The 26,583-nt window shown below is 60.1% G+C and carries 32 protein-coding genes, 1 tRNA gene and 2 rRNA genes; 1 reads left to right on the top strand and 34 read right to left on the bottom strand.

Features of this window, described 5'->3' with window-relative positions; genetic code table 11:
* Positions 1–1,173: 1,173 nt before the first annotated feature.
* Positions 1,174–1,509, top strand: a complete 336-nt coding sequence (locus BM348_RS20590) for a hypothetical protein (protein ID WP_139231159.1) — start codon at positions 1,174–1,176, stop codon at positions 1,507–1,509.
* A gap of 99 nt (positions 1,510–1,608) precedes the next feature.
* Here BM348_RS20590 and BM348_RS07840 read toward each other — a convergent pair whose 3' ends face one another.
* From BM348_RS07840 to BM348_RS07685, 34 genes are all read right to left on the bottom strand, one after another.
* The gene (locus tag BM348_RS07840) at positions 1,609–2,118 is read right to left on the bottom strand and encodes a hypothetical protein (protein ID WP_092903749.1); all 510 of its coding nucleotides are present in this window, start codon (positions 2,116–2,118) and stop codon (positions 1,609–1,611) included.
* 47 nt (positions 2,119–2,165) lie between these two features.
* Positions 2,166–4,136 (bottom strand): hypothetical protein, encoded by a 1,971-nt coding sequence (locus BM348_RS07835; RefSeq protein WP_092903747.1) that lies wholly within the window; start codon positions 4,134–4,136, stop codon positions 2,166–2,168.
* A gap of 18 nt (positions 4,137–4,154) precedes the next feature.
* Positions 4,155–5,225 (bottom strand): WD40 repeat domain-containing protein, encoded by a 1,071-nt coding sequence (locus BM348_RS07830; protein WP_092903745.1) that lies wholly within the window; start codon positions 5,223–5,225, stop codon positions 4,155–4,157.
* 2 nt (positions 5,226–5,227) lie between these two features.
* Positions 5,228–5,848 (bottom strand): hypothetical protein, encoded by a 621-nt coding sequence (locus BM348_RS07825; RefSeq protein ID WP_092903743.1) that lies wholly within the window; start codon positions 5,846–5,848, stop codon positions 5,228–5,230.
* A gap of 14 nt (positions 5,849–5,862) precedes the next feature.
* Positions 5,863–6,342, bottom strand: a complete 480-nt coding sequence (locus BM348_RS07820; RefSeq protein ID WP_092903741.1) for a hypothetical protein — start codon at positions 6,340–6,342, stop codon at positions 5,863–5,865.
* A gap of 4 nt (positions 6,343–6,346) precedes the next feature.
* Positions 6,347–6,862, bottom strand: coding sequence for a hypothetical protein (locus tag BM348_RS07815; RefSeq protein ID WP_092903739.1), 516 nt, complete (start codon positions 6,860–6,862; stop codon positions 6,347–6,349).
* Positions 6,859–8,781, bottom strand: coding sequence for a phage tail tape measure protein (locus BM348_RS07810; RefSeq protein ID WP_281244698.1), 1,923 nt, complete (start codon positions 8,779–8,781; stop codon positions 6,859–6,861). Before BM348_RS07810 ends, BM348_RS07815 begins: the two co-directional genes overlap by 4 nt.
* A 348-nt stretch (positions 8,782–9,129) precedes the next feature.
* Positions 9,130–9,612: a hypothetical protein gene (locus BM348_RS07805; protein ID WP_092903736.1), complete on the bottom strand. Its 483-nt coding sequence runs from the start codon at positions 9,610–9,612 to the stop codon at positions 9,130–9,132.
* 10 nt (positions 9,613–9,622) lie between these two features.
* Entirely contained in the window at positions 9,623–10,144 is a 522-nt protein-coding gene (locus BM348_RS07800; protein WP_092903734.1) for a hypothetical protein, read from the bottom strand.
* A gap of 4 nt (positions 10,145–10,148) precedes the next feature.
* On the bottom strand, positions 10,149–10,463 hold the full coding sequence (locus BM348_RS07795; protein WP_092903732.1) for a hypothetical protein: 315 nt from the start codon (positions 10,461–10,463) through the stop codon (positions 10,149–10,151).
* A complete protein-coding gene (locus BM348_RS21240) occupies positions 10,460–10,603 on the bottom strand; it encodes a hypothetical protein (protein WP_175507135.1) in 144 nt (47 codons plus the stop codon). Before BM348_RS21240 ends, BM348_RS07795 begins: the two co-directional genes overlap by 4 nt.
* Before the next feature lie 4 nt (positions 10,604–10,607).
* A complete protein-coding gene (locus tag BM348_RS07790) occupies positions 10,608–11,039 on the bottom strand; it encodes a hypothetical protein (RefSeq protein WP_092903730.1) in 432 nt (143 codons plus the stop codon).
* Positions 11,036–11,164: a hypothetical protein gene (locus BM348_RS22180; protein ID WP_281244677.1), complete on the bottom strand. Its 129-nt coding sequence runs from the start codon at positions 11,162–11,164 to the stop codon at positions 11,036–11,038. The genes BM348_RS07790 and BM348_RS22180 overlap by 4 nt, the downstream gene beginning before the upstream one ends.
* Positions 11,161–11,541, bottom strand: coding sequence for an HK97-gp10 family putative phage morphogenesis protein (locus BM348_RS07785; RefSeq protein ID WP_175507134.1), 381 nt, complete (start codon positions 11,539–11,541; stop codon positions 11,161–11,163). Before BM348_RS07785 ends, BM348_RS22180 begins: the two co-directional genes overlap by 4 nt.
* 8 nt (positions 11,542–11,549) lie before the next feature.
* Positions 11,550–11,978 carry a hypothetical protein gene (locus BM348_RS07780; protein ID WP_092903726.1) on the bottom strand — a complete coding sequence of 143 codons (429 nt, stop codon included), beginning with the start codon at positions 11,976–11,978 and terminating at the stop codon, positions 11,550–11,552.
* 2 nt (positions 11,979–11,980) lie between these two features.
* Entirely contained in the window at positions 11,981–12,337 is a 357-nt protein-coding gene (locus BM348_RS07775) for a hypothetical protein (protein ID WP_092903724.1), read from the bottom strand.
* Between the two features lie 3 nt (positions 12,338–12,340).
* A complete protein-coding gene (locus BM348_RS07770) occupies positions 12,341–12,730 on the bottom strand; it encodes a hypothetical protein (RefSeq protein ID WP_092903723.1) in 390 nt (129 codons plus the stop codon).
* Between the two features lie 6 nt (positions 12,731–12,736).
* Positions 12,737–13,603 carry a phage major capsid protein gene (locus BM348_RS07765; protein ID WP_092903721.1) on the bottom strand — a complete coding sequence of 289 codons (867 nt, stop codon included), beginning with the start codon at positions 13,601–13,603 and terminating at the stop codon, positions 12,737–12,739.
* 26 nt (positions 13,604–13,629) lie between these two features.
* The gene (locus BM348_RS07760) at positions 13,630–14,016 is read right to left on the bottom strand and encodes a hypothetical protein (protein WP_092903719.1); all 387 of its coding nucleotides are present in this window, start codon (positions 14,014–14,016) and stop codon (positions 13,630–13,632) included.
* A 2-nt stretch (positions 14,017–14,018) separates the two neighbouring features.
* Complete coding sequence (locus tag BM348_RS07755) at positions 14,019–15,305, bottom strand: hypothetical protein (protein ID WP_092903717.1); 1,287 nt, start codon at positions 15,303–15,305, stop codon at positions 14,019–14,021.
* Between the two features lie 62 nt (positions 15,306–15,367).
* A complete protein-coding gene (locus BM348_RS07750) occupies positions 15,368–16,249 on the bottom strand; it encodes a hypothetical protein (RefSeq protein ID WP_092903715.1) in 882 nt (293 codons plus the stop codon).
* Complete coding sequence (locus BM348_RS07745) at positions 16,249–16,653, bottom strand: hypothetical protein (protein WP_092903713.1); 405 nt, start codon at positions 16,651–16,653, stop codon at positions 16,249–16,251. Before BM348_RS07745 ends, BM348_RS07750 begins: the two co-directional genes overlap by 1 nt.
* Positions 16,653–18,188: a hypothetical protein gene (locus BM348_RS07740; protein WP_092903711.1), complete on the bottom strand. Its 1,536-nt coding sequence runs from the start codon at positions 18,186–18,188 to the stop codon at positions 16,653–16,655. Before BM348_RS07740 ends, BM348_RS07745 begins: the two co-directional genes overlap by 1 nt.
* Before the next feature lie 3 nt (positions 18,189–18,191).
* Positions 18,192–19,565 (bottom strand): terminase large subunit domain-containing protein, encoded by a 1,374-nt coding sequence (locus BM348_RS07735; RefSeq protein WP_092903709.1) that lies wholly within the window; start codon positions 19,563–19,565, stop codon positions 18,192–18,194.
* Entirely contained in the window at positions 19,540–20,229 is a 690-nt protein-coding gene (locus BM348_RS07730) for a hypothetical protein (protein WP_092903707.1), read from the bottom strand. Before BM348_RS07730 ends, BM348_RS07735 begins: the two co-directional genes overlap by 26 nt.
* Positions 20,230–20,287: 58 nt before the next feature.
* Positions 20,288–20,536, bottom strand: coding sequence for a hypothetical protein (locus tag BM348_RS07725; RefSeq protein ID WP_245779413.1), 249 nt, complete (start codon positions 20,534–20,536; stop codon positions 20,288–20,290).
* Positions 20,537–20,619: 83 nt separating this feature from the next.
* Positions 20,620–20,781, bottom strand: coding sequence for a hypothetical protein (locus BM348_RS21235; protein ID WP_175507133.1), 162 nt, complete (start codon positions 20,779–20,781; stop codon positions 20,620–20,622).
* A 76-nt stretch (positions 20,782–20,857) separates the two neighbouring features.
* Complete coding sequence (locus tag BM348_RS07715; protein ID WP_092903701.1) at positions 20,858–21,391, bottom strand: hypothetical protein; 534 nt, start codon at positions 21,389–21,391, stop codon at positions 20,858–20,860.
* A gap of 176 nt (positions 21,392–21,567) precedes the next feature.
* Positions 21,568–21,819, bottom strand: a complete 252-nt coding sequence (locus BM348_RS07710) for a hypothetical protein (RefSeq protein WP_092903699.1) — start codon at positions 21,817–21,819, stop codon at positions 21,568–21,570.
* A gap of 75 nt (positions 21,820–21,894) precedes the next feature.
* Complete coding sequence (locus tag BM348_RS07705) at positions 21,895–25,440, bottom strand: hypothetical protein (RefSeq protein WP_245779412.1); 3,546 nt, start codon at positions 25,438–25,440, stop codon at positions 21,895–21,897.
* Positions 25,441–25,540: 100 nt separating this feature from the next.
* Positions 25,541–25,771 carry a hypothetical protein gene (locus tag BM348_RS07700; RefSeq protein WP_092903697.1) on the bottom strand — a complete coding sequence of 77 codons (231 nt, stop codon included), beginning with the start codon at positions 25,769–25,771 and terminating at the stop codon, positions 25,541–25,543.
* A gap of 138 nt (positions 25,772–25,909) precedes the next feature.
* A tRNA-Cys gene (locus BM348_RS07695) sits at positions 25,910–25,985 on the bottom strand.
* A gap of 146 nt (positions 25,986–26,131) precedes the next feature.
* Positions 26,132–26,253, bottom strand: a 5S ribosomal RNA gene (gene rrf / locus BM348_RS07690).
* A gap of 127 nt (positions 26,254–26,380) precedes the next feature.
* A 23S ribosomal RNA gene (locus BM348_RS07685) occupies positions 26,381–26,583 on the bottom strand; the annotation flags it as partial.

Raw genomic sequence — 26,583 nt, 5'->3', positions numbered from 1 at the left:
CACATCACGCCACCATTTCTTCCCGGGTGCACTCAGCGTCACGCTCCATTGGTCCCTTACTACGACAGTAGAACTCACGGCTCGATATCGCCCAGAGACTGATATCCATCGCACTGCGATGTCCACCTACACCAGGAGTGTATAGACTCTCCCCCATATGTCGATACACGTCCCGCCTGGCGTTCTTTCCTTCTCCCAGTCGGACCATGAGTCTTGTCGAAAGACGCTAAAACTGGTTTCCAACAGAAATCATCATATCAAACTGGCGAAAAGATTGATAGCAGTGTGTTCGTGAGGTACAATTGCAAACGGGGAGGAATGGGGGCATCTGTTGTTGCCAAACAGATCGATTGACACACCACATCGCCCTTCTTCCCGTGCGCGCTTTCAGAAACACGCTCCATCCAACACCCCCCTTCTGCGAAAGTTTATATGAGAAGCCGCGGCCAGACACCCCAATGTCCGGAGAACGAGACGACGATTCCTGATCGCAGTGGCATTGACTCGCTTCTCAGTCCAGTTCGAAGACGCCAACCCCGAGCTCGCGAACTACGCGTGGCAGTTGGCAGCTGATCGCCTCGTTGAATACGACATCGCCCCTGCAGAAGCGGTTCATCAGGTGTTGTGACTGGGGCAAATCTATAAAAGAAATGCCGTCGTTCGAGTAAATGGGAAACGTGGTAGGGTCGGTTCCGTTTACCGGCCTATTTTCGACAATATAGATCGAGTAGTGCGATCGCTGTATTCACAGCAAGCAATACGACAGTCGTGAACTGGAGTGTTATCTGGTTGATCATACCCACAGCTATCCGTTGATAAACACCCCACCTGTGGGAAACGTGGTAGGGTAGTCTCCAACGGCAGACTTTCATAGATACCAACCTCATATAAGGGGAAGAGACAGTTCAAAGGAGGAAGGTCGTCTTTAATTTGCTAAAGGTGAGCATTAGTAGGATACTACTAGTTTCATCCTAACATCACATTCTGCCTAGAGAGATTATCTATGTACGATGGCACTGCTCCAAAGGGATTTTGCTAAAAGTGGATTCGACTCCTCGAGTGTCAGGACGTCGAACGGGAACCTGCTTGCTTGTTGATGGGGAATGAGAGTGGAGAAGCAAGCTACTGGGTATTCCACATAAAGTTTACATCAATTCGCTATCACATGACGGTATGCAAAAACCATCACGAAAGGAGATACTCGGCGTTCCAGCCGCGGCTTTACTCGCGTATCTTCTCAGTGGAGGACTGGGCTTTACATCCGTAGAATCCCTTGCAAATGCTTCAACTGCCGCATTAGCGTTTGTCTCCCCTCTCTTGGGCGAGGGCGCTTCTATGGTGTTTACGAATGTCATCAGTATCGAGATCTCCTCACTTGTGGTTGAGATAGTCGGCCCGATAGTAGCAATTGCAGCAGAATCCAATCTGCTCTTGGCCCTCATCGGAGCCTCGACGACGTTCCTTATGATTGACTTCGTGATTACTAAAATTCAAAATACCGACGCCTAACCGTCCTGCCGTCCGAGCGTGAGATCGATCCGCCACGATGTTTTTATATTCAGAAAGGGGTCAGTCCTGAATCAGGTACTCGTCGCTCTCGAGTGCTGGTTAAACTGGATCGAACGAGTACTGATCTGCATTTGCCGGGATCTCCTCAGCGCCGATATTGTCCCATGTGATCTCTGCAGCTGTCTCGCCGGTCATCATGATTTCCGAGATGACTGTATCTTCTTCGCTCCCTTGCTGGTCGACTGTAGGGACGTAGGCTGTGATCAGCAGCTGTTCGACGTCCAGATCTTGCTCGAAGACGGACTTGAAGACGTAGTACGCCGTCCAATTGGCGTTCTCTTCGTACGCCGAGTCCGGTTGGTCGCTCGAGCGGTATTCGAGTTCGCATTCGAGTGACGCGTTGTAACCGTCGCCACTGTCTGCCTCCACAGAGACGATATCGCCGACCTCTTCGACGAACGCCCCATCGTTGTTCGCTCCCTCTTCGATGTAGTGCCCGACCTGTTCACGCGGATCTTCTGGCGGGCTACTGTCTGATTCGCCCGATCCAAGACACCCACCGACTGCAGCAACCCCAGCACACCCTGCGAGGTATCGTCTCCGGATCATATCATTAAATTTGACTGTACCCACGAAAAGAGTATCGTTCGCGAACGTCACCGCGTCGACCGGCGGACGTTCTGCCGGATCGACCCGAATATCGATTCGATCGAGACGCCTTCCTCGAACTCGAGCTCGGTCTGCGCTTGGCTGCCATCCTGGAGCGTCGACGTCTCGAGTGTGAGGACCTCGTCGAAGATCTCGACATGATAGGCAAAGCCGGGCCAGACGACCTTCGGGGCGACCTCGAGCGAGCCCGTCGTTCGATCGACGCTGGCCAGATTGAACAGTTCGTTTCGCGTCTCGACAGTCAGTTCAGCGAGCGTCGTCGCGTCACTCACCACTGGCGGGCCAGGGACTTCTCCATGTTCGGCGATCTCATCGCTGAGTCGGATCTCGACCTCGATCCGCTCGCCCTCGCTATCCGGTTCACCGAATCCTTTGAGGACGTTCGCGTAGTCACGCATATCTCGCTTCTTCGTTTTCGCGAGTCGCCGCCAGTCCGACTCGAGTTGGATCTGACCGGGAGTGAACGACGCTCCCTCGAGGCCATCTTCGGGCCAGGTCGGCTCAGGGTTTTGACTCGAGAAGTCGATCGACGCTGGGAGGAACGCCATCCCCACTTCGTCGTGCAGGTCGCCAAAGTTCTCGTAGTGATTGCCGACCAGCTCGAGATCTTCGATCACGCGGAGGTCGTTCGTGTCGACGCTGAGTTCCCAGCCATCGAATATCTGGCCATCATATCCATAGCGAGGGGTGTCGTCCTGCGGATCTAAATCAGTCCGTATACCGAGTGCGACCTGTCCATTAACGGTCATCGTATCGGTGTCTGACCCGAACTCGGCGCTGGCCGTATTGGCCTCTGTCTGGACGGGCTCCTCTCCGAAGGATACTCCCATTTCGAGCAGTCCGTTCGCATCATTTACGTCGCCATTGACGTACGCACGAGTTATGTTCGTCGACGTTGAAACGTCGACTGCCACCAAAATAACGGGTTTCTCGGGGGAGGGGTACTCGTACGGCCGGTCCAGATGTCCGCCAGGTTCGTGGACGTCGTTGTCAAAGTTGTCGAAGTCGTGGAATCGCTTGTCGAAATACACGACCGCATCGGCGACGTAGGGATCCGTGCCGCCGGATTGTGTGATCTCTATATTGCCGCCGACATCGCCACTGCGTCCATCCCAGAAATCCTGCATAGCGCTCGAGAGATCGACCCATCGGGGAGACGTACTCTCGCTAATATTGTCTCGGACAGTTACTTCCTGGAAGGTTCCGTCCGCCGCCGAGTACGTGATGTCTCCCGTATCTGGGCCGAAGATCCCTTCGCGGACTGCAAAGCCAATATGTTCCGTGGGGATATCGTACGCGAAGAACCCCATCAGATGAGTGATGGGACTATCAGACGTATCCTGTGCAGAACCGCCCGTGTACTGCGGATCTGTTGGGCCGTCTGAGTCTCCAGCGTCTATTGAAACGATTCCTGTTCGCTGTAAAAAATACACATCCTGATCTAGCGTGATCGGGTGGGCGGCAGGGTCAAAGTCCTGCTCCTCGAGCGGGAACACTGCGCTGAGATCTTCGGCCGACGGAGCGTCCTGGAGCAGGAGGCCTTCGTCGACGAGCTCCGGCTCGGGCTCGAGCACGTCCCACTCCCAGTCGGTGAGATACGTGTTGGCGTAGTCCCTGATCGCCTCGTAGCCAGCGATGCTCTGGTAATGAACCTGCGCACCGCCGCGTTTCAACAGGCCTGTGAGGTCCTGTCCGCGGACGGTCATCAGGCCGTCCGGGTCGCCCTCCGTGATGTCGACCTCTCCCCGGTAGATCAAGTGTTCGACGTCGTCGTCATCGACCCAGTAGACTTTGGCGTCGGCGAGCTCGAACCCAGAGAGATCTGCCCGATACTGAGTTTGGACGCTCCACTCGTCCGCCGCCGACAGGCTGATCGGGAGGTTCGGGGCGATACTCTCGTCTGGGGAGATGGTTTTCGTCTCTCCCTCGAGAAGGAATTCGAATTTGTAGCCACTCATGATGGTGAGAGTTTCGGATTAAATTAGCGAGACACTCTGCACGGTGTCGCTTGACTCTATGAGTGTCTCAACCAACGACCAATCCGAGAGGTCATGCACGTACGTATTTTGATCAACTCCTCCATACGCGATATACTGGCCAGACAGTGCGACCCCACGAACGCCGTCCGACGATTCAGTTAGTGTCTCGACCAACGACCAATCCGAGAGATCGTGTACGTACGTGTTGTTGTCATCACTCCCATATGCAATGTACTGATTAGATAATGCAAATACCCACACGTTATCGCCCGACTCGGTCAATGTCTCAACCAGCGACCAATCCGAGAGATCATGAACGTATGCATTGTTATCGTACCCGCCATATACAATGTACTGGTCAGAGAGTGCGACCCCGCGCACGAGGTCTGCCGATTCAGTTAGTGTCTCGACCAACGACCAATCCGAGAGATCGTGTACGTACGTGTTATCGTCTAACCCTCCATATGCAATGTACTGATCAGATAATGCAACACCTAACACGGCGTCCGACGATTCGGTCAGTGTCGCGACTAGCGAAAAATCCGAGAGATCATGAACATATACATTGTTATCTAACCCGCCGTACGCAATGTACTGGTCAGAGAGTGCGACCCCCCGAATGCCGCCTGATGATTCGGTCAGTGTCGCGACTAGTGACCCATCCGAGAGGTTGTGAATGTACGTGTTGCTGTCTTGACTTCCATATGCAACGTACTGGTCAGAGAGTGCAACTTCATAAACCCCACCCCCCGATTCGGTCAGTGTCTCGACCAACGAAAAATCCGAGAGATCGTGTACGTACGTGTTATCGTCAATCGATCCATACGCGACTATACCAGATAGACTGGGAGAGTCATTGATCTCCGTCGAGACGGCCATGATTCCCTGACCAGTCTGGATTCGGAGCTGATCTAACTCCGCTTCGGAGACGTCGACGACGTTGATCGCCCCGATCCCGTTCGCGGTCTGCACCCGCCACACAGGATAATCTACGTCGGCGATCTCGAATACCGGGACCTCGACGATCCCACTGGCTGTCTGCAGGTTTATTGTCCCAATCTGAGCCATCGTTACCCCTCGGTCGAGACATCAAGCGACGTCGAGAACGTCCGCGCTGTGCTGCTCAAGTCGTGCTCTGGGAGCTCCATCGTCGAACACTTAAACTCCGGCGTGTCGGCCTCAGCATCGTCCAGAATCTCAGTCCAGTCCCGAAGGTCGATCTCATCCAACCGATCTTCCTCAGCCGTCCACTCGACGACCAGCTCCTCGGCGCCGGACACATCAACCGTCGCAGTGTCTCCGTCCGCGATCGTTTCGGTCGCAAACGGATCGATCTCCTGTCCGTCGAGTGTGACGACGACGTCCGCGGCGTCGATCGACTCCGGCGCCGAGTACGCGATCTCGACGTCGGTAGAACTCTCGTCATGGGTCAGTGCGAACGCATCCCGACCAGGGATCCACGTCTGTTGCTCTGGTGCGACGGAGTTTGCTCGAGCGAGAAGCGCGTTGTAGTTCGCCATCGCCTGAGCGAGATCGTCCGCCAGTTCCTGCTGCTGCTCGAGGATCTTCGCTGCCGAGGAGACGTCGAAGCCCGCGTCGTCGATCGTGCGTGCTTCGTCGACGATCTGCTCTGCCTGTCGCGTTACTCTGCGGAGCTGTGCTGCTGTCCGTTCGATGTCTTGTGTTCTCATAGGAATCGTCTCTCTTAGTCGAGATCGGTCCGGTACCACTGCCGACCAGTGTCGTTCGGATCGTCACTCGGGTCGCTCGTTCGGTTCTCGAGGTTGGATGCGACGCTGTCGTTCGTGCGGACGTCTTCAGCAAGGCTGTTAGACGCGCTCGAGGCATCGACTTCCCCAGCGTTGGAGATGTTGTTCCCGTTCGCGTCGAGTGTCGCCTGGAGCGTCGTTGCCCCCAGCGTTGCGCTGGCTGCGACTAACTCATCGACTTGGAGGTCGATGAGCTGCCAGTTCGATCCGTTGCCTCGATAGATCTTCCCCGTGTCCGTTGCGACGTACAGCGCTGTACTGTGGGCTGTATAGTTGCCTTTCGAACTATCGGTGTCGAGAATCGTTATCTGGCTATCGATCTCGGCGGCATTTTCGTTCCAGTCTATTCCCCAGCCCTCTGGCTTTCCGATTTCAGGCTGTGTAAGCCCGATATTGTCGGTTTGTTCGTCACTCATTGGTCTAAATTGGTGTGTTCTCGAGGTCGGCTTTCACGTCGTCGACGGTGTCGTACTCGCGAAGATTCGAGAGGACAAACAGATTGAAGTCCAGCCGTCGCGCTGTCGACTCAGCGCCGGCGACCCTCGACTGATCGGTCACGTCCGTGACGAGTGCCCAAAAGCCGGTATGGTCGACGACGTCGATCGGTTCAACCGAGATGACAAGCGTGTCGAAGTACGCATCGGATGGGACACGCTCCGAAAACCACGGGACTCCCGCGTCGGTCGTCCCTGTCGTCTGCGAATTCGGAGCGAACCAGCCGTATTTTCTGAGCGCCAGATACGAATTCTCGACTCCGCCGAGGCCGCCCTGATTGTAGGAGAATTGGCCGTATGCTCCCCGCCCGAACGCGAGGTTCGTCTCCGTGAGGTTATTGTCGAACAGCAACTTCAGCGTGATCTCGGAGCCTCGAGTGAGCGTCGGGACGGGCTGATCGACGACCGCCTCGACGGCATAGCCTGCGACGCGCCAGTTCACTGTCGCCCACCTCGGGATCCTCGAGCGCCACGGACATCTGCTTGAGACGCGATCTTTTCGTTCTCATCCTGGACGACGCCGCGGACCTCGGCTTCCCAACCGTTCAGATCAAGCGTCCCCGAGATTTCTTGGGGCCCGCCGAGCGCACGGATCGCCTCGAGGAGCTGGTCGAGTCGATTAACAACACGGCTGAGATCCTGTTGACCAGATTGTCCAGACGATCTCGATCGCGACTCGAAGTCCTCGAGCATCGAATCGATATCCGAATCCGTCGATTCACTCGATGCATCCAACTGCTCTTGCAACGAGGCAGTGTCTGTCTCGGTGGCCCCCTCGCCGCCCTGGTTGTCCTCCAGTTTGGCATAGATCGATTCGATCTTCTCGGCATCCGCTCCTTCAAGATTTTCGGACTCCTGAAGGGCATCCTCAGGGTTCTGGCCAGCACCCGCTTCCGTATTTTGGAGAGGGTCTTGTCCGTTTTGTCCGCTCGTGAGACCGTCAGTTCCTCCCTCGAGACCCGAGTCCGACATGTCATCTGGGAGGTAATCGTCCTTATCCTGCGCTCCCCTCGAACTAGACCCATTTTCGGTTGTGAAATCGACATCCTCAGCTTCGAAATCAATCTCCCATCTGTTAGGGAGGATTTTGTTGATCTGATCAACCATCCAGTTCAGAAGGTCGAGCACAGTGTTGACGCCGTTCTCCGTCTGGCCCTGGATATCCATGAAGTTGGTCTGCCATGCCGCTGCTAACCCGATGACTGCAGCGATGATGGGTGCAATCGGGCCTAATAGGGCAGACCATAACGACGCGAACGCCCCGGCCGCCATCGATGCCCCAGTTGCCATCGCGGGCAACATGGTCAGGAGCGTCCCAAACAGGATCAACAGTGGCCCGAGCACAGCCACTAACGCGCCGACGACAACTATCGCTCTTTGTTGCCCTTTATTTAATCCCTGGAACTTCTTAGCAGCTACCGTTGCATAGCCTGTTAGCGTAGTCAGCATCGGGATCAAGATAGACCCAATAGCGATACCGACATCCAGGAGATTTGACTTCGCGATTTGCAACTCCGCGTTGAGCGTCTCTCGCTGAGTTGTGGCCATCTCACGGGTCGCCCCGTCTGCGTCCTCGAGTTTCTGAGTGTTCTCCTCGAGGGCGCTGCTCCCCTCCGAGATGAGCGCGGCCATCGCCGGGCCGGCTTCGGTCCCGAAGATCGTAGCCGCGTCGCCGGCTTCGACGCCGGCCTGCTCCATGTTCTCGAGGATCTGCGTCAGCGAGAGGATGTCTCCCTCGGAGTCACGGGTTGCAACGCCCATATCCTCCAGTCGCTTCGTCACTGGCGATGTCTCGTCGGAGATCTGGGAGAGGACGTTCCGGAGTGCTGTCCCAGCACGTTGGCCCTGGATACCGACGTCCCCCATCTGCCCGATCGCAGCGGACGTCTCCTCGATCGAGATGCCGAGTGACGAGGCGATCGGCGCGACGTTCGACATTGCCGACGACATCCCCTGCATCGTCTGGTTGTGGTTCGAGACGGTGGCGGTGAGCGTGTCCGTCACTTCGTTCATCTCGCTGGCCTCGTACCCGAACGCCGACATCACGTTCGTCGCGACGTCGGTCGCCTCCGCCATTTTCAGGTTGCCGGCCTCAGCAAAGGCAGCGACCTCCGGCATCGCTTCCATGGACTGTGCAGCGTCGAGCCCAGCAGACGCCAGATAGTAGTAACTCTGCGCTGCCTGATCGGCGCTGTGGGTCGTCGTATTCGCAACCTCTCGAGCTCGTTCCTCGAGGTTTTCCCGCATCGATGCATCGACGTCTCCCATCACGGCGATCGACTGCTGCATAGCCTGATCGAAATTCGCCGCCGTTCGGGCCGAGAGCGCCCCCATTGCAGCCAACGGCGCAGTAACGCCCATCGTTAGCGACTGGCCGGCGGAGGCGAGCCGATCCCCAGTGCGTTGAGCCCGGCTGCCGAATCCGTCGAGATCTCTCTGAGCGGTATCGAGTTTCGACTCGAAGTCACTCTTGTCGAGTTCGAGAACCGCTGTTAGTGTTGATATTGTTGGCATAACTATCGGTTTTTATCGACTATCAAAAGGGCGGTTGAGGGAGAGTCGAAGGAAGGTGTCACATCTGGAGTTGGTTGTCAAGCTCCTCACGCCTTCTCTGACGCTCTTCGTACCGAGTCATCCAGAACATCTTCTCCGCCTCGCTCATCGCGAAGAACTCGTCGGGCCGGTAGTGCTGCTCCTGGTTGAGCCACTCTAGGAATCGTCCGACAGGAGACCGTCCAACATCTCGAGCTGCTGCGACTGCGTCTCGCCCTCGCCAAGCGCCAAAAAATCTTTGTAGAGATCTCCGATTTCCTCCTCGGTGAAGCCGATCGTCTCCCGCCAGACCGCCGGCTTCTGGAACGACGGGTCGACGGCGTGGTTGGACAGTGTCTCCTCCATCTGCTCGATACCGACCTGGGCTTCCTCGAGGAGGTCGAAGAGACTGGCGTCGCCCTGGGCCTTTTCGAGGACAGTCTGCTGTCGGTCCTCGAACTCCTGTTGAGTCTCGGGGTCAGGATACAGGAACTCGATTTCGACGCCGTGGCGGTCGACAGTGAACGAATCCCGAGAGCGAGCGTCGAAGAGTTCCTGGGCCTTGCCGTAGAGTTCGGCCGTCTCACGCTGCTCTTCCCGCTGCTGTTCCTGCATCGAATCGAGTGCCGAGTTCGCGGAGTCAGCGTTGGCTACAGACATAGGTCAGTGGTTAGGCACCCGGCGAGTAGCTGATCCAGGCATCTCCCTCAACCCAGAACGTCCAGGACGCCGTCGGCGGCGTTGCGGACGGGTCGATCTCCGGCGACGTGACCTCGCAGTCGGCGAAGCGATGCAGGAGCTCGGAGTCGGCCGGGATGTCGACCGAGCCGAAGTCCGGTTCGTCTGCGAAGTACGCGATCTCGAGATACTCGTTATCGCCAGTCTGCCGGTCCGAGCTGTCGAACGTGATCTTCCCGTCGGAGTCGGCGACGCCGATCAGTTCGAGCGCTTCGAGATCGGGCGCGACGGCGGACGCGACTTCGACGTCGATCGTGTTGTTCGTCCGGAAGCGTCGGGTGCGCCGCTGCGAGCCAGGGTTGAAATCTTCGTTCGATTCGTCGACGGTGACCGACAGATCGTCTTTAGTGCACAGTCCCAGAACGGTCCGGACTGGTTCAGCCCCACTCTCGTCGACGTGGATGACCGATACGATGCTGCCCTCGACCTCGAGGTCGTTAGTGATGTCTGCCATGGAATTACTCCTTCAGTGTGATCTGCGATTTGTTGATCTTCGTTTCGCCATCGAACTCGGCGGTGATCTCGATGACGTAGGTGCCGGACCCGTTCGCGTCGGCATCAGTATCCCAGACGTATTCGAACGCTCCGACGTCGTTGTGCGTCATCGACTGCGCGGAGATCACCTCGGTACTGTCACTGTTGGCGGTGATCGTGATGTCGGCGTCTGGATTCTCGTCTGTGTCTTGATCGTCCGGGTCGACCGCCCCGTTCGAGTCACTGTACGCGATCTCGATCGGGACGTCCTCCCCAACGTATGCTGATTTGATTGTCATCGTTCTCCGGGGTTGTAGGTCGTGAGCCGGCCGGCAACCCGGCCAGTGTCGTCTCGACCAAACGCCGCATCGGGCTGGGCGTTGGTGAGCTGTGCGTCGACGTGCGCGGTTGGACCGCGAGTGATTGTTCCTATCGGCATTGTGTCATCGCGTGTAGGTCGTTGTCAGCCAGTCCTGCATCAGTGCGAGGCGGTCGCCAGTGACCTCCGACCAGCTGCTCGAGTCGGTTCCCTCGGGCAACAGTTCCGGCGCGTCGACGGCGATGTCCAGGCGGTCGGCGACCGTCGCCATGATCTCGGCCATGCGGTAGGTCGGCGCGCTCTGTTCGGAGCGCCACGTATCCGTCATGACGACGCTCACCTGCAGGCGGAACTGGCGCTGGATCGTCGAGAACTCGCGCTGGGAGTTCGAGGCCTCGGTAATCGGCTGGACGCGAACGACGACCGGATGGTCCTGGACGTCCTTCGGCCAACCCTCGTCGATCGCGGTCGGGTCCTCGAGGAGAGCAACGAGATCGTCATGAGCTCGAAGGTCGACTATCGTGTCTCTGAGGGCGTCGTGCATCCCGTAGGTCATATATCAAACTCCATGAGATGTTCAGTTCCGTTGATCGCCACGACGGCAAGTGCGCGGCCGAGCGATGGCCAAGTCCAGACCTGTTTAATCTCGGCCGGGACCGTGATCTTCGATACCTCGGTCATGCGTTGCCCTCCTGTGCGGCGACGCGGAAGACCAACTGCTCGATATCACGGATCAGTGCCATTAGTTCACGATCCATCGCTGGCCGGAGCATCGGTTGTGCGCTCATCTTGCTGGTCCCTCGCTCGACAAACTCGGCGTAGCTCGCGGTGTTGCCGACCTCGGTCATGATCGTGCCGCGTCGCGCCTCGGTCAGCCCCGTCCAGGAGGCGCGGAGGTTCCCCGTGTCGACGGGTGAGCGCTGCTGGGCCTCTTTCTGGATGTTCTGCTCGGCCTCTTCCATGCGTTCGACGAGCTGGTCGTCAGCTTCCTCGATCATGTTCTCGAAGACCTCTTGGGCGTCTTCGGGAGCGAAGCCGCTCTCGAAGTCAAGTTGCATATCCATGATCAGACCTCCACTTTCGTCACTTCGAGTTGGACGTACTCGGGGATCTCCGAGTCGAGACGCTGCAGGTTCGGCGGCTGCATCGCAAACTGGCCGTCGACGCTGTCGAGTTCGACGCGATCGTCCGCTGCGACGCCGAGTTCGTAGGAGCGGCCCGTGACGATCTCGTTGCCATCGGCATCTGTCTCGGTTTCATCGACGACGTCGCCAATCGCTCGAGGAGACACGTAGAGCCGGTAGACCTCTTGAGGCCACTCGCCGTAGACCTCACGGACATACGAGGCGCTCTGTTGCTCGGCCCTCACCGAGACGTCTTCGTACGCTGGCGTCCACTCGTAGACCGGTTCGGTCTCTCCGTAGGGGTCCTCATCGGTCCCGGTTTGCTCTTCCGTGTAGAAGGTCGCCGTCTCGTTCTCGAAGCCATCGATCATGATTAGCTCCCTGTCGTCACGTTTCGATCACTATCCCAGACGACGCTACTGCCAAGTTGGCCCGAGGGATCCCACTTCGAGAGGTCGGCCCGAAGCTGTTCGATGCGGCCTCGTTCGTAGGTCTTCCGTGCGTTTCCGACCTGCTTGTCCGATGCTGATCGCTCGGAGGTCGGGAGTGAGAGGATCTTGATCGACGCGAGGAGTTCCTCGACGCGGCGGATCTGCGTCTGGTCCATCGCGTCGACGTCGTTCACGCGCTGGTTGTCCTCCTGGGCGCGATCCAGATACGTCTGGATGTCATCGTCAGACAGCGACGGGTCGATGAGTGAGCGCACGTCACTCGGCGTCGCTTCGGTCACGGATTAGTCCTCCAGTTCGTCCATCCGGGCGTCGATCGCATCTTTCGCGCCGTCACGATCCTTCTGTTCTTCCTCGAGATTCCGGAGCGCCTCGAGCGCGGCGGCGTCGTCGACGTCCTTGACACGCTCGGCGATCTCGTCGTTGGTGTGCTCCTCGGGGTTGAACGGCAGCGTCTCCGACTCGTCGTCGGGTTCGTCGATATCGTCCGAGCCACCGGGCCCGTGGCCACCGCGCTCGATGTGCCGGTGCATCGCCAGCAGCTTGTCGGCGACGATGGGGTCTTCGACGTAGGCGTAGCCGTCCTCGTCGAACTCGAGCGGTGAGCGATCACCGAGGATCTGCGAGTTGCGGAGTTCGCCCGCCTCGCCGGACTCGTGTTTGATGTAGGGCATGGCTGGTTACGTGTCGATCGCGATGTTCGCCGACGGCTGGGTTGCGGCGAAGCCGACCCGTTCGTCGATCTGCCAGACGGTGCTCTCGATGCTCTCCTCGTAGTAGCTCGAGACGTCGACGGCGCGGCGGGTCGATTCCCAGCCGAAGTTGGTCGGATCGACGAGGTACGCCTCCCCTTCGGCGTAGTTGCCGGTGTTGTCGAGGAAGACCGGCACGTCGCCGGCGACGCCGAGGAACGCCTGCTGGCCGACGAGGTTCCCCTCGGGGAGGATACCCATCTCGAGGACGGAGTCGCCGAGTTCGCTGGCCTGCGTGAACTTGTCCATGTTCAGCAGGGCGTTCATGTTCTGGCCACCGGTGAGCAGCCGGAGCTCGCCGAGATCCAGTTCGTCCTGGAAGGCGCGCTGGCGAGCGAGCGTGATGTCTTCGTACTCGATGACGCCGCTTGCCTCGTTGCCGGCGTCGATCGGGCCGGCCGAGTTCGTGTTGTTCGACAGGATGTTGTACGCGATCGCGTCAACACGGGTCTCCTCTGCCCGGATCAGGTCCTCTTCCTGATCCATCGTGATGTCGATGACGTTGTCCTCGACGTCTTCGTCCGGGATGACGATCTCGAGGCCGTATTTCGTGTGAGCGACCTGGACCGTGTCGTAGTCCTTCGTCGCTCGCGGGAAGTCACTTCCCGGCGGGACCTCGGCGACGTCGCCATCGAAGTCGCCATCGGAGATCGGGAACTCGACAGAGTTCGAATCGTTGTTGGTCGCGTCGTAGTCCTTGAAGGCGGTACGACTCTGGTACTTCTTGTTTCGGATCTTCTCGACGATCGCGCGAACGTCGTCGTCGCTGATGATGTCGGATGCTTTCTGAGCCATATGTGATTAGGATGAGTTGTCGTCGTTTACAGCAGGACCCACGCGTAGCCGTCCGGGGCGTCCTGGCCGCGCCAGGAGCCGCCAGCATCGGAGAGTGCGTGTGCAGGGCCACCGGCGCTCGTTTCGAGGACGCCGTCACCGCCGGTCGTCCCGAGGTCGAGATCGTCTCCGCCGGAGACTGTGCCCTCGACCGATGCGACAGTCACACCGCCGACGTGGACTGGTGCGATACCGCTGTTTTCAGTCGCTCGACCTCGAGCGCGAACACCAAGCAGTTGCTCGGTGTCCGTGCCGGGTTCGATCTCACCGCCGGTGATGCCGACCGCGTCGCCGGCTTCGGTGGTGTCGCTCGCATCGGAGTAGCCGATGGTACTGGTACTGTCGCCGCCGTTCTGTCCGGGTTCTGCCACCATGATCAGAGCACCTCCAGCGCACCGTCGTAGTCGTCAGCCCCTGCGAGACTGGCCGCTTCGTCGCGGAGGGCCTCGACACGTTCGTCGGGCAGCGCGTTGCCGACCGCCGAGAGCTTCGTGTCGATCTCCTCGATGCGTTGCTTGTCCTCGTCGGTCGGGCCGCTCGAACCACCGGATCCGCCCGTCGGGCCCGATCCGGCCTCGGGAGACTGGGTGAGCGCTTCGACGTCGAGATCTCCGTCGTCGGTCTTGAACTCCGACGCCATCGCGTCGAAGCTCATCGCCTCGACGGTCGCCTCTCGAAGACCGAGATCTTCGGTGAGTGCCTCGGCCATCATGCCCTCGACGATGTCGACGCGTTCGCGCATCGCTTCCGCCTCTTCGGCGTCCATGACCTCCGGCTCATCGAGGTCCGCAGCCTCTTCGATGAGCTCTTCGTGTTCGTCTGCCTGTTCCTCGAGTTCGGTGAGCCGATCGCGCACCTCGGCCTCGACGACCGTCGGGTCGTCCTTCTGCCGGGCTGCTGCGACCAGCTCCTGCTCTTTGTCAGTTAGATCCATGATGATCGTGTCGTCGTTGGCCGGGGTGCTCTGGCCTCTCGAGTCAGACCCGTTGGTCTGGCCCGAGGGTGTCGTATGGCCGTCATCGCCCTCCGGGTAATCTTCAGTGAGTGCTTCGACGTCGACGCCGTAGTGAGCCGACAGCGCTTCGGCCGCTGCCGGCTCGATAGCCGGCGACTGCCCGACGTTGATCTCGTTGCTCGGGACCGCGCCATCGGCGACCAGGGCGACGTCTCGAGCCACCTCGACGCGAGTAGGCTCGTAGATGGCATCGGGTTCTCCTTCCTCGCCTTCCACGAGTTCGACATCGCGGATGACGACCGGAGAGATCTGAGCAAGGCCGCTTTCGACCGTCTCCTCGGCTTCCCAGTCGGCGAGGAAACCGTCGAAGAGGAGGCCCGCGTCTTCGTCAAACTTCGTCGCCGTGATCTCGCCGACCTTCTCGTCCATCGACACGGCACCGGTCAGCGCTGGTCCGCTCTCGGTCATCTCGACGCCGGCGTGCTGCTCGGGGTCGAGACTGTCTGCGAGCGTGAACGGCTTCCCTTCGAAGATGCCGTCATCGGCCATCTTCTCGAGGATGTCTGCCGGCCAGCGGGTCCGTTTCCCGGTGAGCCCCTGCGTGATGTCGCCGGGCCCGAAGAGCACGCCGTGGACCGGTAGTTGGTTGTCGGCCGGTTCGGCTGCGACGGCTGCGATACCGTCGCTCAGGATTTCGTAGGTGGTCATAGTGGTGTCATGAAAAGTCCATGTCGGGAGGACCTCGCCCCGACGGGGTCATCGGTGGTCGATCAGTCGCCCGTCCAGACCGTATGCACACAGCGGCAGTTCGGATGGATTGGTAGGTTGCCGTAGGCCTCCGACGCCACGAACGGCGCGTCACGGGCGTAGGCCCAGCACTGCTCACACGCACCGTTCGACAGGATGACGTCCACCTTCTCGACGCCGGCGCGTTCCCACTCCTTGAGCCGGGCCCAGTTGTGGGAATTCATCAACTCCGTCCGCGAGATCATCGTCGCGCGGTTCATCGCCGCTCGGGGCGTGCCGTCGTCGACCTTCCCGAGGATATCCGAGACGTCGCCGGCGATCGTCCGCGGGTTGTCGCCGGACGCCAGGCCATCGGCCAGCTCCCGCCGGACGTCCCTTGCGATGTCGTCGGTCATCCCGCGGAGCTCCTCGAGGTTCCGTGAGTACAGCTGCTCGAGTTGCTCCTGGTGGACCGGCATCCGCATCGATGCGGAAGCGGCCGCCTCACCACTGCCGACGTTCAGCGCCCCGAGCTCCCGTTGGGCGTCCTCGATGCCTTTGAGGTAGGAGCGCTCGATGTACTGGTTCTCGCCGCCGTACTCGGTGAGGACCTCATTCTCGAGTTGCTTCTCGAGCCAGCGTCGCGCGGCCTCGACCTTCTGCGGGTCGGTCGTGAACTCGAACTGTCGCGTCGAGGGCGCGTCGACCAGTGCCTCGGTCTGAAGACCGAAGACGTCGTTCTCGACGATCCCCGTTCGGAGCGCCGAGCGGATGTCTGCCAACCGCCCCCGAAGACGTTGGGCGTACTGTTGTCGAACCGATCGGATCCGCGCCGGTTCGTCGCGATCGCGAGCCCGCTCGAGGTAGCGCTCGTGGGCCGACGTTTGCTCCGGGACGCCGGCGTCTGCGTTGGCGGCGGCACTCATCAGTCGTCAGCCTCCACGTAGTCGGGGTCGTCGGAGCGAGCTTCCCATTGGATGGGGCCGCCCAGATTGTCCTCGAGCCATTCCTGGTTGAACACCAGCTCTCCCGCTGGCCCGAATCGGTTGTCTCCCTCAATCGCCAGTCGAAGCGCGACTATGACGAAGCCCTCCATATCCTCATGACGAGTCAGAAAGTCGACCGGTCCTTTTGCCGGTGTGTGGATGACGAGGCGGTGGGTATTGACGTGTTCACAGCCGTTGTAGGACCGGCTATCGGTTTCTGGGAGCTTCCCAAGCGCCGTGTAGCTGTGTTTCGTCGGGTCCGTAAAACCGGTCCCCGACACGTAAACGCACTCGTCGTCCGGGAAGTGCCGTTTATAGTGTTCTCTGACTTCGTCGTGACCCATCAGTCATCAGCCTCCGTGGCCTCCTCGCCGGGTGTCTCGCCGAACATTTCCTGCATGTCCGGGGCCGACTCATCGACCTCGATCTCGCCATCGACGAAGACGTCTTCGGGGAGATCCATCGTCGTCTGGAGGAACTCCTTGAGGTCCAGGACCGAGTCGATCGGCACGTTCCCGAGGCCCTCGTTCAGCGCCGTCATGAACTGCTCCATTTTCTCGATCTCGTCATCGTCCAGCGTCGCGATCGGGTTGTCGCTCTCCTTCGGCGCGATCTTCACCTCGAGGCCGGCCGGATCGAGGTCTGGGTGTCGATCCGCGACCGCACGGAACGCCTGCGTCCAGTCGCGCTCGGCGTCCCGGCGTTCCTCGACGACCGTGTCCTGGTAGGAGTTTTCCTGCCGGTCCGAGACGTGGTTAGCGATCGACTCACCGAACGCGGTCGCGTACTTCGGCGCCGGGAGCGGTGCGAGGATGTCCGCGACGTAGTGCTCGAGCGGACCGTCGAGTTCGGGGATTGTCGGCTCCCACTGGTCGGGCGTGATCGAGCCATCGTGGCCGATGATCCCGCCGGCCTCGAGGTCGTTGACGTTCGAAACCCACTCATCTTGCTCGTCCTGATCCCACGTCTCGACGATCACCTCGTCATCGCCCACCTCTGTGACTTCGGTATCGAACTCTACGAGCCAGACACCGTAGGCAGTCTTCTTGATGGCAACTGCCCGGTCGCGTTTGATCGATCGATACTCTTCGGCGTCAGCGGCGCACGCCTCGAGCGGAGGCGACCCGAATATCCCTTCTTCGGTCGCATCGTCGCCGCCGATGTCCGGGTCGATCGTTCGCTTGAGGACGTCGTTCTGTGAGAGGAGGACCTCGTCTTCGTCCATGCCGTCTCGGCGCTGACCGACGATCGACTGGTCGTCGAACTGAACGTAGGCTGCCGCCTCTCCGCGCTTCGTGATCTCGTCCTCTTCGGCCGTCTCGATGTCGTCAGGCTCGAGGAGGATGTTCGTATTCGCGTACGTTCTCGCCGAGACCGTCTCCGGTCGGATATGCTTGAAGCCCGTAATCGGGCCCTCAGGATCCGTCTCTTTGCCGTCCTGCTTGAGGTACTCGTTGAGCGTCGTCCCTTTCGTCCACTTCTGGACGATGTCCTGTTTCAGATAGGGGTAGAACGGCTGGCGTTTCTCGCCGGCGAGGACCGCGCAGTTCTCGAGGAAGCCGCCCGCAGGAGCAGACTCGGGAGCATCGTCACCGCCCATGAAGTAGGCTTCAGTGGTGTCGTCATCCGCGGTGATCCGGACGCCCGGCTTGACGACATCGCGGACGAACTGGTTGATGTTCGCTCGGATGATGCCGATCTCGAGATAGTAGTCGTGGTACTCGTCGATGTCCTCGGGCGGGTTGATGTCGTCGACGTCGCCGCTCTCGATGAAGATCCGCGAGTTACGCGTGACCGTCTCGACGGTCTGGCTGATGCGTTCGGCGAGCGCTTCGACGCGGCCACGGATCGGGCCTGATGTGGATTGTGTCGTAGACATGAGTTATCGAATGGAGTTCTGACTGGGCATCGAGCCAGACTTGTAGTGGACGGTGGTCTCGGGTTCAGAATCGTGGGTGAACAGCGCGTATCGGCTGGCGTCCAGGACGTGATCGGGGACGTCGCCCGAGGACCCGACGTGTTCCTCTTTGTAGCTCTGGAACTCTTGGACCAACTCGACGCAGTCATCGGAGACCAGAAGACCCGGCCGCTCGGGGTCGCCTTTAACTTCGAGTAGGCCCCGTACAAACGGAATTCCCTCGTCGAGGCTCTTGCTGGCCTTCTGGGCGTTGAAACCTGCCTGGTTGAACTTCTGAATGTGCTCGGGTTCGTGTTCGGCGTACAGTGGCCCGCGCTCGAGATCGTTGTCGTAGACGTATCCAGAACGGTCCTCGGGATCACACAGGTCGTCAAACGCCATTTCGGAGGCGTAGTAGCAGTCGGTCGCGATCCACTGATCGTGGTGGGTTGGATACCACTGGACCAGGACGCGGGGGTGATCCCAACCAGCATCGTAGCCGTAGATTGGCGTGGCGTCCTCGGGGATCAGGCCGTCGACGTCGACCTCGGGGACATGTACCTCCCGAGAGAACTGGCCGTAAACGAGACCTTCCGCAGCGGAGAAGCCACCCTCGAGCGCTTGTTTCTCGCGCTCGGTGCCCTCGAACTGGGCTTTCATCTTCTCGAGTTCGTTGTGGAACGGGTTATCTCGAGTGTCGCCGACGACCACCTTCATCCGATCGCGCCACGGGAGCGGTTCTTCGCCGCCGGCGCCGTCGGGCTGGATCTGGCGCTCGGTGATGTCGTAGAACTGGTTGAAGCCGTTGCCCGTCGACGTCCAGAGTGTGACGTTCGGACCCTGCTCGGTCCGTTGGCGCGTGACGAGCATCTCGTGCAGGTCGTACAGGTCAGTCGTCCCGTAGTGGGCGACCTCGTCGCACCAGATCACGTTGAACTCCGTCCCGGCGAACCGGCTCCAGATGTCCGCGCCACCGAGCTGGATGATGTGCCCGTTGATGAGCGTGACCCGATGCTTGGTGCCGTGGTGGCCGGCGACGATCGGCGAGTTCTCCGGGTCGCCGTCGGCGTCGTTTGGGACGGTGTTCTCTCCGGGGAGGCGCTCGTAGAAGCCTTTGTAGGTCGCCGGGCCACCCTTCGTCTTGTCGGGTGCGAGGATCAGCGAGTGCCCGTTCGGCGTCTGCATCGCCTCGCCGAGGACGTAGTCGCTCCCGAACAGGGTTTTGCCGCCACCGTAGCCGGCGCGGAAGACGACGACGTCGTAGTCGCCCGACTCGAGGGCATCGAACGCTCGGAGCTGGGCATCCCAGTACTCGCCGCCGATCTCGACTGGCTCACTCGTCTGGTTCGTAGCGCTCACGGTTGACGTTCACCTCGATTGCGCCGCCGCCTTCGCCGCTCAGTTCGACCTTGTCCTTGTAGACGCCGAGGACGTCGCCCTTCGCCTGGAGGTGCTGGGACTGTTCCCGCCGAGCCATCGACTGGCCCTCGAGGTCGTCCTGGTCGCGCTCGAGGCCGTCGAACTCCTTGGTGTAGCGCGGCGAGCCGTCGACCGACCGGAGCGGGTACGTCTCGCCCGGCATGACCGATGTCGTCCGATCCTCGTCGAAGCGAATGATGACGTCCCGGTCCTCTGTCCACTCCGGTCGGTCATCGTCGTCGGGGTCGACGATCTCCCACGCCGGCCACTGCATGGGCGTCTCACGGTCGGTCGAGACGGTGTCGGTCTTCGGGACGACGCGGATGATCGGTTCGTCCTGCAGCGACTTCGACTCGGCCTCTCGAGCGCGCTGATACAGTCGCTCCTCTCGCTCGGCGATCTGGAGGCGGGTGTTGGCGTGCTCCTGCTCGATCTGCTCGAGGACCTCCTCGGCCGGCTCCTCGTTGAGGTACCGACGGATGGTCGACTCTGCGTAGGAGCCGATACCTTCGTCCTCGAATCGCTGCTGGATGTCACTGACCTTGAGATTGTCGAGGTAGTGCCACTTCAGCGCGAGTGTGACGCGGCGTTGTTTGGTACTCATGGAGTTCGAAAACCGTTCAGAAGTGATCGGGGGTAGTATATACTATAAATAGGCAGCGTCAGTCCTCGCGGTCGTCGTCTCGAGGCTGGCCACCGTCGGTCGAAATCGTGATTCCGTCGAGGACGCGCTCGACCTCGAGGTCCCACATCCGACCGATGACGAGGAACACGACGGCGGTCGTCCCAAGTTGAAGTTCCCACGGGGCGGGTCGAGCCCCGAAAAACATCGGTCCAAGGACGATCGCCGCCCAGACACCGAACAGGATGATAGTCGCGATCGTCCGTTCGTGTGTCTCTTTGTCAGGCATCAGCGTTCTCCCCAGACAAACGAGCTCGATTTTCGCGCGGTACAGCAGATTGTCGGATTGTGGTCTAACAGACATGGCATCTATCAGTCCTCTTGACTGTCGCCACCATCCTCGCCCTGGAGGTCGCCGACAGCTTGAACGCCATCTGACATCGCATCATCCCAGAGATAGTAGCCAGCTCCGATGGCGATCGCGACCGCGCCCAGAAGAATGAGCGAATCCGGTTCGCGCCCGGTCCATTCCATAGCCAACCAGCTAGCGAACAGTGCAAGGAGAATAACGCCGGCGATGGCTGTCTTGATCAGTCGTGTTGTAGCCGTCTCACTGGCCATGCGAATCACCTCGGAGAACTGCGAGCTTTACTGACCGACGGAAAATCTCGGTGTCGTAGCCCTGGACGTCGTCGCGTTCTTTGAAGAGGCGGACCGCTCTTCGGAGAACGGACTTGTCGAACTCGAGACCAGCTTCCTCAAGCCGGCGAGCCAGTGGCGTCGTCAGTCGAACTGCTTGCATCTTCGAGAGTGTATCGTCGTCAGCCCAGCAACCGATCCGAGCGCAGGTCCGGCAGGTGGTCCGTGGGACGGCGCTGCGCTGCTGGCTCGGACGGGTCGTTCCTCGACCGTCGACGTCGACATCCTGGACGATTCGTTCGTCCGGCTCGAGCGTTGCTTGAGGCGTTCGGTGATGATCTTGTGCGTCGTATTCGTAGACACCACCACTAAACGTCGCCTTGTCGATGTCCTTGACGCGCTCGAAGCACGCGTTACAGCATCTCGGATTCTGCCAGACGATGTGATCGAACGCCCGTTGTGGGGAGACGTGGCCGTCGGTCGGGGTCGGAGCTGTCGTTGACATGGATTTGAGAAAAGCGACGCTGTAGGGCGGACGGGATCATCGCCGGCGACCGCGTCGCCGACTCGACGCCCTTGCAGCGTTCGTGTTATCTTTTGATATGCTCCGGTGTGGTGATAAGGGTACGCGCGTGCGACATTTTGTCGGTCGTTGCTCTCTCGAGTGCGGTTTCGACCGTCTCAGGATATTTCAGTAGTTTTCACGTGAACATAACGCAGGTCGTCATCAACGCGATCGCGTCGAACGAGGTTGCGGTCCTCGAGCTGCGAGATCGCCCGATCGACCGTCCGGTCGCAGTAGTAGCTTCGATCGATGAGTTCCTCCCGGGAGATCGACCCACCCGCATCGCCGACGGCCTCGAGAACGTAGTTGGCGCTCGGTGGAAGGCTCGAGCGGACTGCGTCGACGTCAGTGTTATCGGGGAGGCTCATGGGCTTTGTTTCGTGGCGAGTGCCGCGGCTGGTTCCAGCGGGGCGAGCAAGGCTTCGAGACGCCGGGTGACGAGGTCAGTCACCCGTATCAGGGGCCGGTTGTGGCCAGATTGTTGGTCGAGTGTCGCCACTATCCGTGCCACTCACCCCCTGATCGACGTCATCGTACGTAGTTGGCTCTCGAATCGCCAACGCCCACCTACTAGAGTCTTCGTAGGGGGGAGTTGGCGATTCCTGAATGTCAACAACGCCTGAATGTGGAAGGCCGGAATCGCTGTACAGCGTTGCTCCGTTCACGCCCATTCCCTCGATCGCTTGGACAGCATCACGCTCGACAAGTCGCTCGAGTGTCTGGCGGACGTGCTCTTTCGAGCACCCAACAGCATCGGAGAGCTCCCGCACTGTTCGCGAGCGATGGCTCGAGCGGAGTTCGTCGACGATCGTCTTCTGGAGATCGGAGTAGACCCACTCGACACCTGGTGTCTGGACGTCGGCGAAATTGGTGGGCATCGCATCGGTCCGAACGAACACCGTCGCCGTCACATCGGGATTATCGGGAGATCGGGCGTACCGACCGGCGGCCTGAGCGATGTGGTTCTCGCGTACTGAAGCGAGGATCTCCTTCGCAGTCTCGGCGTCCTGGCCCTCGAAGCCGCGGCCGCGGGCACGGTACTCCTCGCCGGCGTCGTCGACGGCAGTCTCTACCTCGGCTTCGAGGTCGAGTTCGGCGAGGAGATCGACGACGTAGTCGTCACCGGGATCCATGCAGCCGTTGACCAGTCCGATACGTTCATGTTCGAAGTCGTTCCGGCTCTTTTCCTCGCCGAAGTGCATCAACTCGGGCCGATGGCAGCCAGCCTCTTCCATGAGCTCCTCGAGTCGATCCTCAACCTGTCCCGTTGTGATCGCCGTCCGGAACTGGGTACCGTACTCGTCGACGAGCTGGTCGAGCAGGACCTCAAGTTTGTCCTCGTTGAGCCACTCGAGTGCCTTGCTTCCGGAGAGTGGTCGGGTCGCGTCGCCGACTTGGACAACGCGAAGTCCGCGTTCGTATCGTCGCCAGAGTTGGCGCTGTTCGGGTTCGAGAACATTTGTCGTCTTGATCCACGGCAACGTGTTCGCCTGCCAGAGCGGCACTGCAGGATGGGCATCGAGTCCGACGACCGATCGCGCAGCGCCGAAGTCGGGGACGGTCCGAACTGAGCGGACGTCGTTGCTCTCGTCCAGGACAACGCTCACCCATTCGCGGTTCCACTCGTCGTCATCGCGAACGCCGGCCTCGAGGCGCGGTGGTTCGTGCATCGTCTTCCCGAATCGGCGGCCGTTCGCCCGATCCTCGGCGTGGAAGATGGCTCTCGCGAGCGCCGGTGCGAGCGTGTGGGCATCGGGGTCCTCGAAGTACCACTCTTGACCGGGATCGGTCCAAAGGACGTCTTCGAGCGCATCACGTTCGTTCGCGGCGTCGCCCTGGTAGTCATCGTGCCGAGAGAGTTGGACGAAAGCTTCCCAGGTCTTCACCGGCGCGTTGATCTCACGGAGGTAGGCACCGACGGCGTCTCGAATCCGACTCGTCGAGAGATCGTCCTGTTCGTAGCTGGGCTCTTCGTCGACGACGACGTTGTTGTGCATCCGCAGGCCAGGAGCGAACGCAAAGTTGTGCGTCGCGATGACGAGCGGCCAGTAGTCGAGCTCGCCATTAGGACCTTCGCGATAGGTCTCCCACTGTGTGATTGCTGAACACCGGTCGCCGCCACAGGGGAGCTCATCGCCCTGGTCGTTGTGCTCCTCGAGGTAGCGATGCGCTGCCGAGAAGGGCATTCCCTTCCCCTCACACTGGCGATCGAGCCACTCGCTGGCAGGCTCATCGTCGATCGATATCTCGTCGTCATGGTTGCCGGCACACACCGGGCACGCCTCGTGGCGACCGAGGAGGACGTGGTACTGGCCGCCGTGCGCTTCGGCGACATCGACGGCTTCGTCGCGAGCCTCTCGTGTCTCGAGGAGGTGGACGACCGGTCGATCACCGGTGATATCCTCGCGAGCACCCCAGCGCGTCGACGCGATCGTGAACGACTTTCCGAGTGATGTGGGGGCGTCGACGATCCGGTCGTCTTCCTCACGGATCACTTCGGCAATCGTCTCGAAGAGCTCTTCGCGAGCGTCGTCCGTCGACGGCCACTCGAGACCGCGTTCCTTGGCGTATCTACGTCGTTCAGCCGGTTCGAGCGCGTCTAATTGTGCGATCGGTAAAGCAGAGACGGCACGGCCATCGCTCTCTCCCTTATAGTTGTCATCGGGTTCGTACTCCGGGATCGCAAAGCCGAGCTCGCGGAGTCGGTCGACACCGCGCCACCAGGTCTCACCGTCGACGGGCCGGGCGTTCGCGGGTCGAATCTCACCGGCGTCGATCGCGGCCATCGTGACCACGCCACCGTAGCCGCGGAGTTCGCCGGTGTCCTGCCAGCGTTCATCGTTCACGATGTTCGCCGTCCCACCATCGGAGAGTGAGCCCCAGGTAGGCCAGAACGCACGCTCGCCATCACTTGTAGAGGCACCGTCGTTCCAGCGCTGGACGATCGTCCGGTCGGCGACCCGCTGGGCGTCGAGTCGATCTATCGCCGCGAAGACGTCGCGGATATCGTCGGTCGTCTCGCTGCTCAAGGTCGCGTCGGGTTCGTAGTCCTGGAGATCGTAATCGTCGCGATCGAACGAAACGTTGTCCTGGTCGCGGTCGTGACCCCCCTGTCCGAATTGGTTGGTCGCTTCACAGATTGGTTCGAGGACGTCGTCGTTCCACTCGTGAATCTCAGTCGGCGTCCCGGGGACGTGCTCGCCGGTCATTACGCAAACGCGTTTGCCGGGATAGATCTCGATCGACGGGAGGTCCTCGTTGTCGCCCCATGGATCCTCGTCGAGTCGCCAGCCGGCTTGTTTGAGGTCGAGATCATCGAAGTCGCCTCGGTAGATTGCGTGAACACCGGTACCGGACTGCGAAATATCTGCGTACGTTGCGCCTAGCTGTTCGAGGATCGCGACGAACGCTGGGTGGACGTCACCAGTCTCGGGACAGCGGACATCGTCACCGTCGACGTAGACGTACGGATCGGCCTCCGTCTGGAGGAACGCTCGCCCATCGAGTCGCGGATCGATTTCGGCCATCGCGACGGTCTCCCCGTCGACGTAGTGGCCGTGATAGCCCCACTTCCAACGAGCATCGCATTCGCATGTCGAAGCGGTGTCGTGGCCGTCTTTATTGCACTCGGCGGGGGCGTCCTTGTCCCCCCACGGCGCGAACGGCTTTTTCTCGGCGTGACCCATCCACTGCTCGCGTTCGAGCAACTCGTCGGGCCAGGTGTTCGGATCAGGGTTCGCGAAGTCCGCATCCGACCAGTTCGCAAACTGTGTCTTAAGCCATGGAAGCGACCGCGTACGGGACCGTTTCACGCTGTTCGGCGTTGTGACATTTGAGTCTTCTGTGGAATCGGATGACTCGCCGTCGACGATGTCGCGGATTGCTGCAGGGGGTGCGCCGAGCGCGCCGGCGATCGCCGGGATCGATGCGTCGGGGTTGGCCTCAAGGTGGCGTTCGACCTGAATCTTGAGGGAGAGCCCACCAGTCACGCCAGCTCACCTCGATCAAGGTGGGTGCCGCACCAGGGGCAGTACTGCGCAGCTGCTGTGAACGGGGCTCCCTCGCACCCAACACATGTCTGCGTATAGCTCACGCCGACCACCCCCAGTCATCGAACGATGTTTGGCCGTCGACATCGGGACGCTCAACCTCTTGATCGTCGGGGATCTTCGGAATCCCTTCGGTTCGTTCCTCGCCGATATCTTCAGGATCGGTTGCGTACTCGACTTTCTCAGCCTGTTCTTCAAGCTCAGGACGCTCAGTAATCGACTGATACGTCACATCGATCGAACTGCCGGAGTAAGACCGACGTCCGATCATGCCGTCCCACCCCCCTTAGCTGTCGCTATTGCGGAATGTGGTTCATGACACTCTTCGGAGTTATGGAAACGTGTAGTCTCAGGCGTAGAAAATGCCTGAATACCCTCAACCCGATTGGATTGTAAGGTTTTTGATGTAAGCCAAGGGCCGGATTTGAACCGGCGGTGGGCGGCTCTGCAGGCCGCTGCGTTCGGCCGGACTCTGCCACCTTGGCGCGAGTGTTCGTAGACGAGTTGCGCGCATAACGGTTACGGTCCCCGATAGCAATCACGACCGGGACCCGCAACTGTTGGCACTCAAATACATAGCGAAACCCCCAACCAGCGATTTCACTGGTTGAGGGTAATAGAGTAGTATGAAAAGGGGCGGCGAATCAGATTTCCCAGAGGGTCTCCCACTCCAGTACTGACCGAAACGCAGGCGGGCTTATCTTCCGTGTTCGGGATGGGTACGGGAGGAACCCCGCCGCTATGGCCGCCTTAACGCCAACCAACGGAATCGAACCGCTGCACCAACTATGGTGACACCAGTCTCGGTGGTCTCCGTGTCTACGTGTAGTCCAGTTCACGCCTGGACCCGTCTCCGGGTCCGTACATGATCCAAATGCGTATGAATGGTGGCTCGATCGATTAGTGCTCGCGGGCTCAACACCTCGTTGCCTTGGTGCGTACACCCCGAGTCTATCGAACTCGTCTTCTACGAGTGATCTCGGATGGTATCTCTTTTTCAAGTGGGTTTCGAGCTTAGATGCGTTCAGCTCTTACCCCGTGGCGCGTGGCTGCCCAGCACGTGCTCTCTCGAACAACTGGTAC

This window comes from Halostagnicola kamekurae (assembly GCF_900116205.1).
GTDB classification, from domain to species: Archaea; Halobacteriota; Halobacteria; order Halobacteriales; family Natrialbaceae; genus Halostagnicola; species Halostagnicola kamekurae.
The sequence above is the reverse complement of the archived record's forward strand: the minus strand, read 5'-3'. Positions and strand labels throughout refer to the sequence as shown.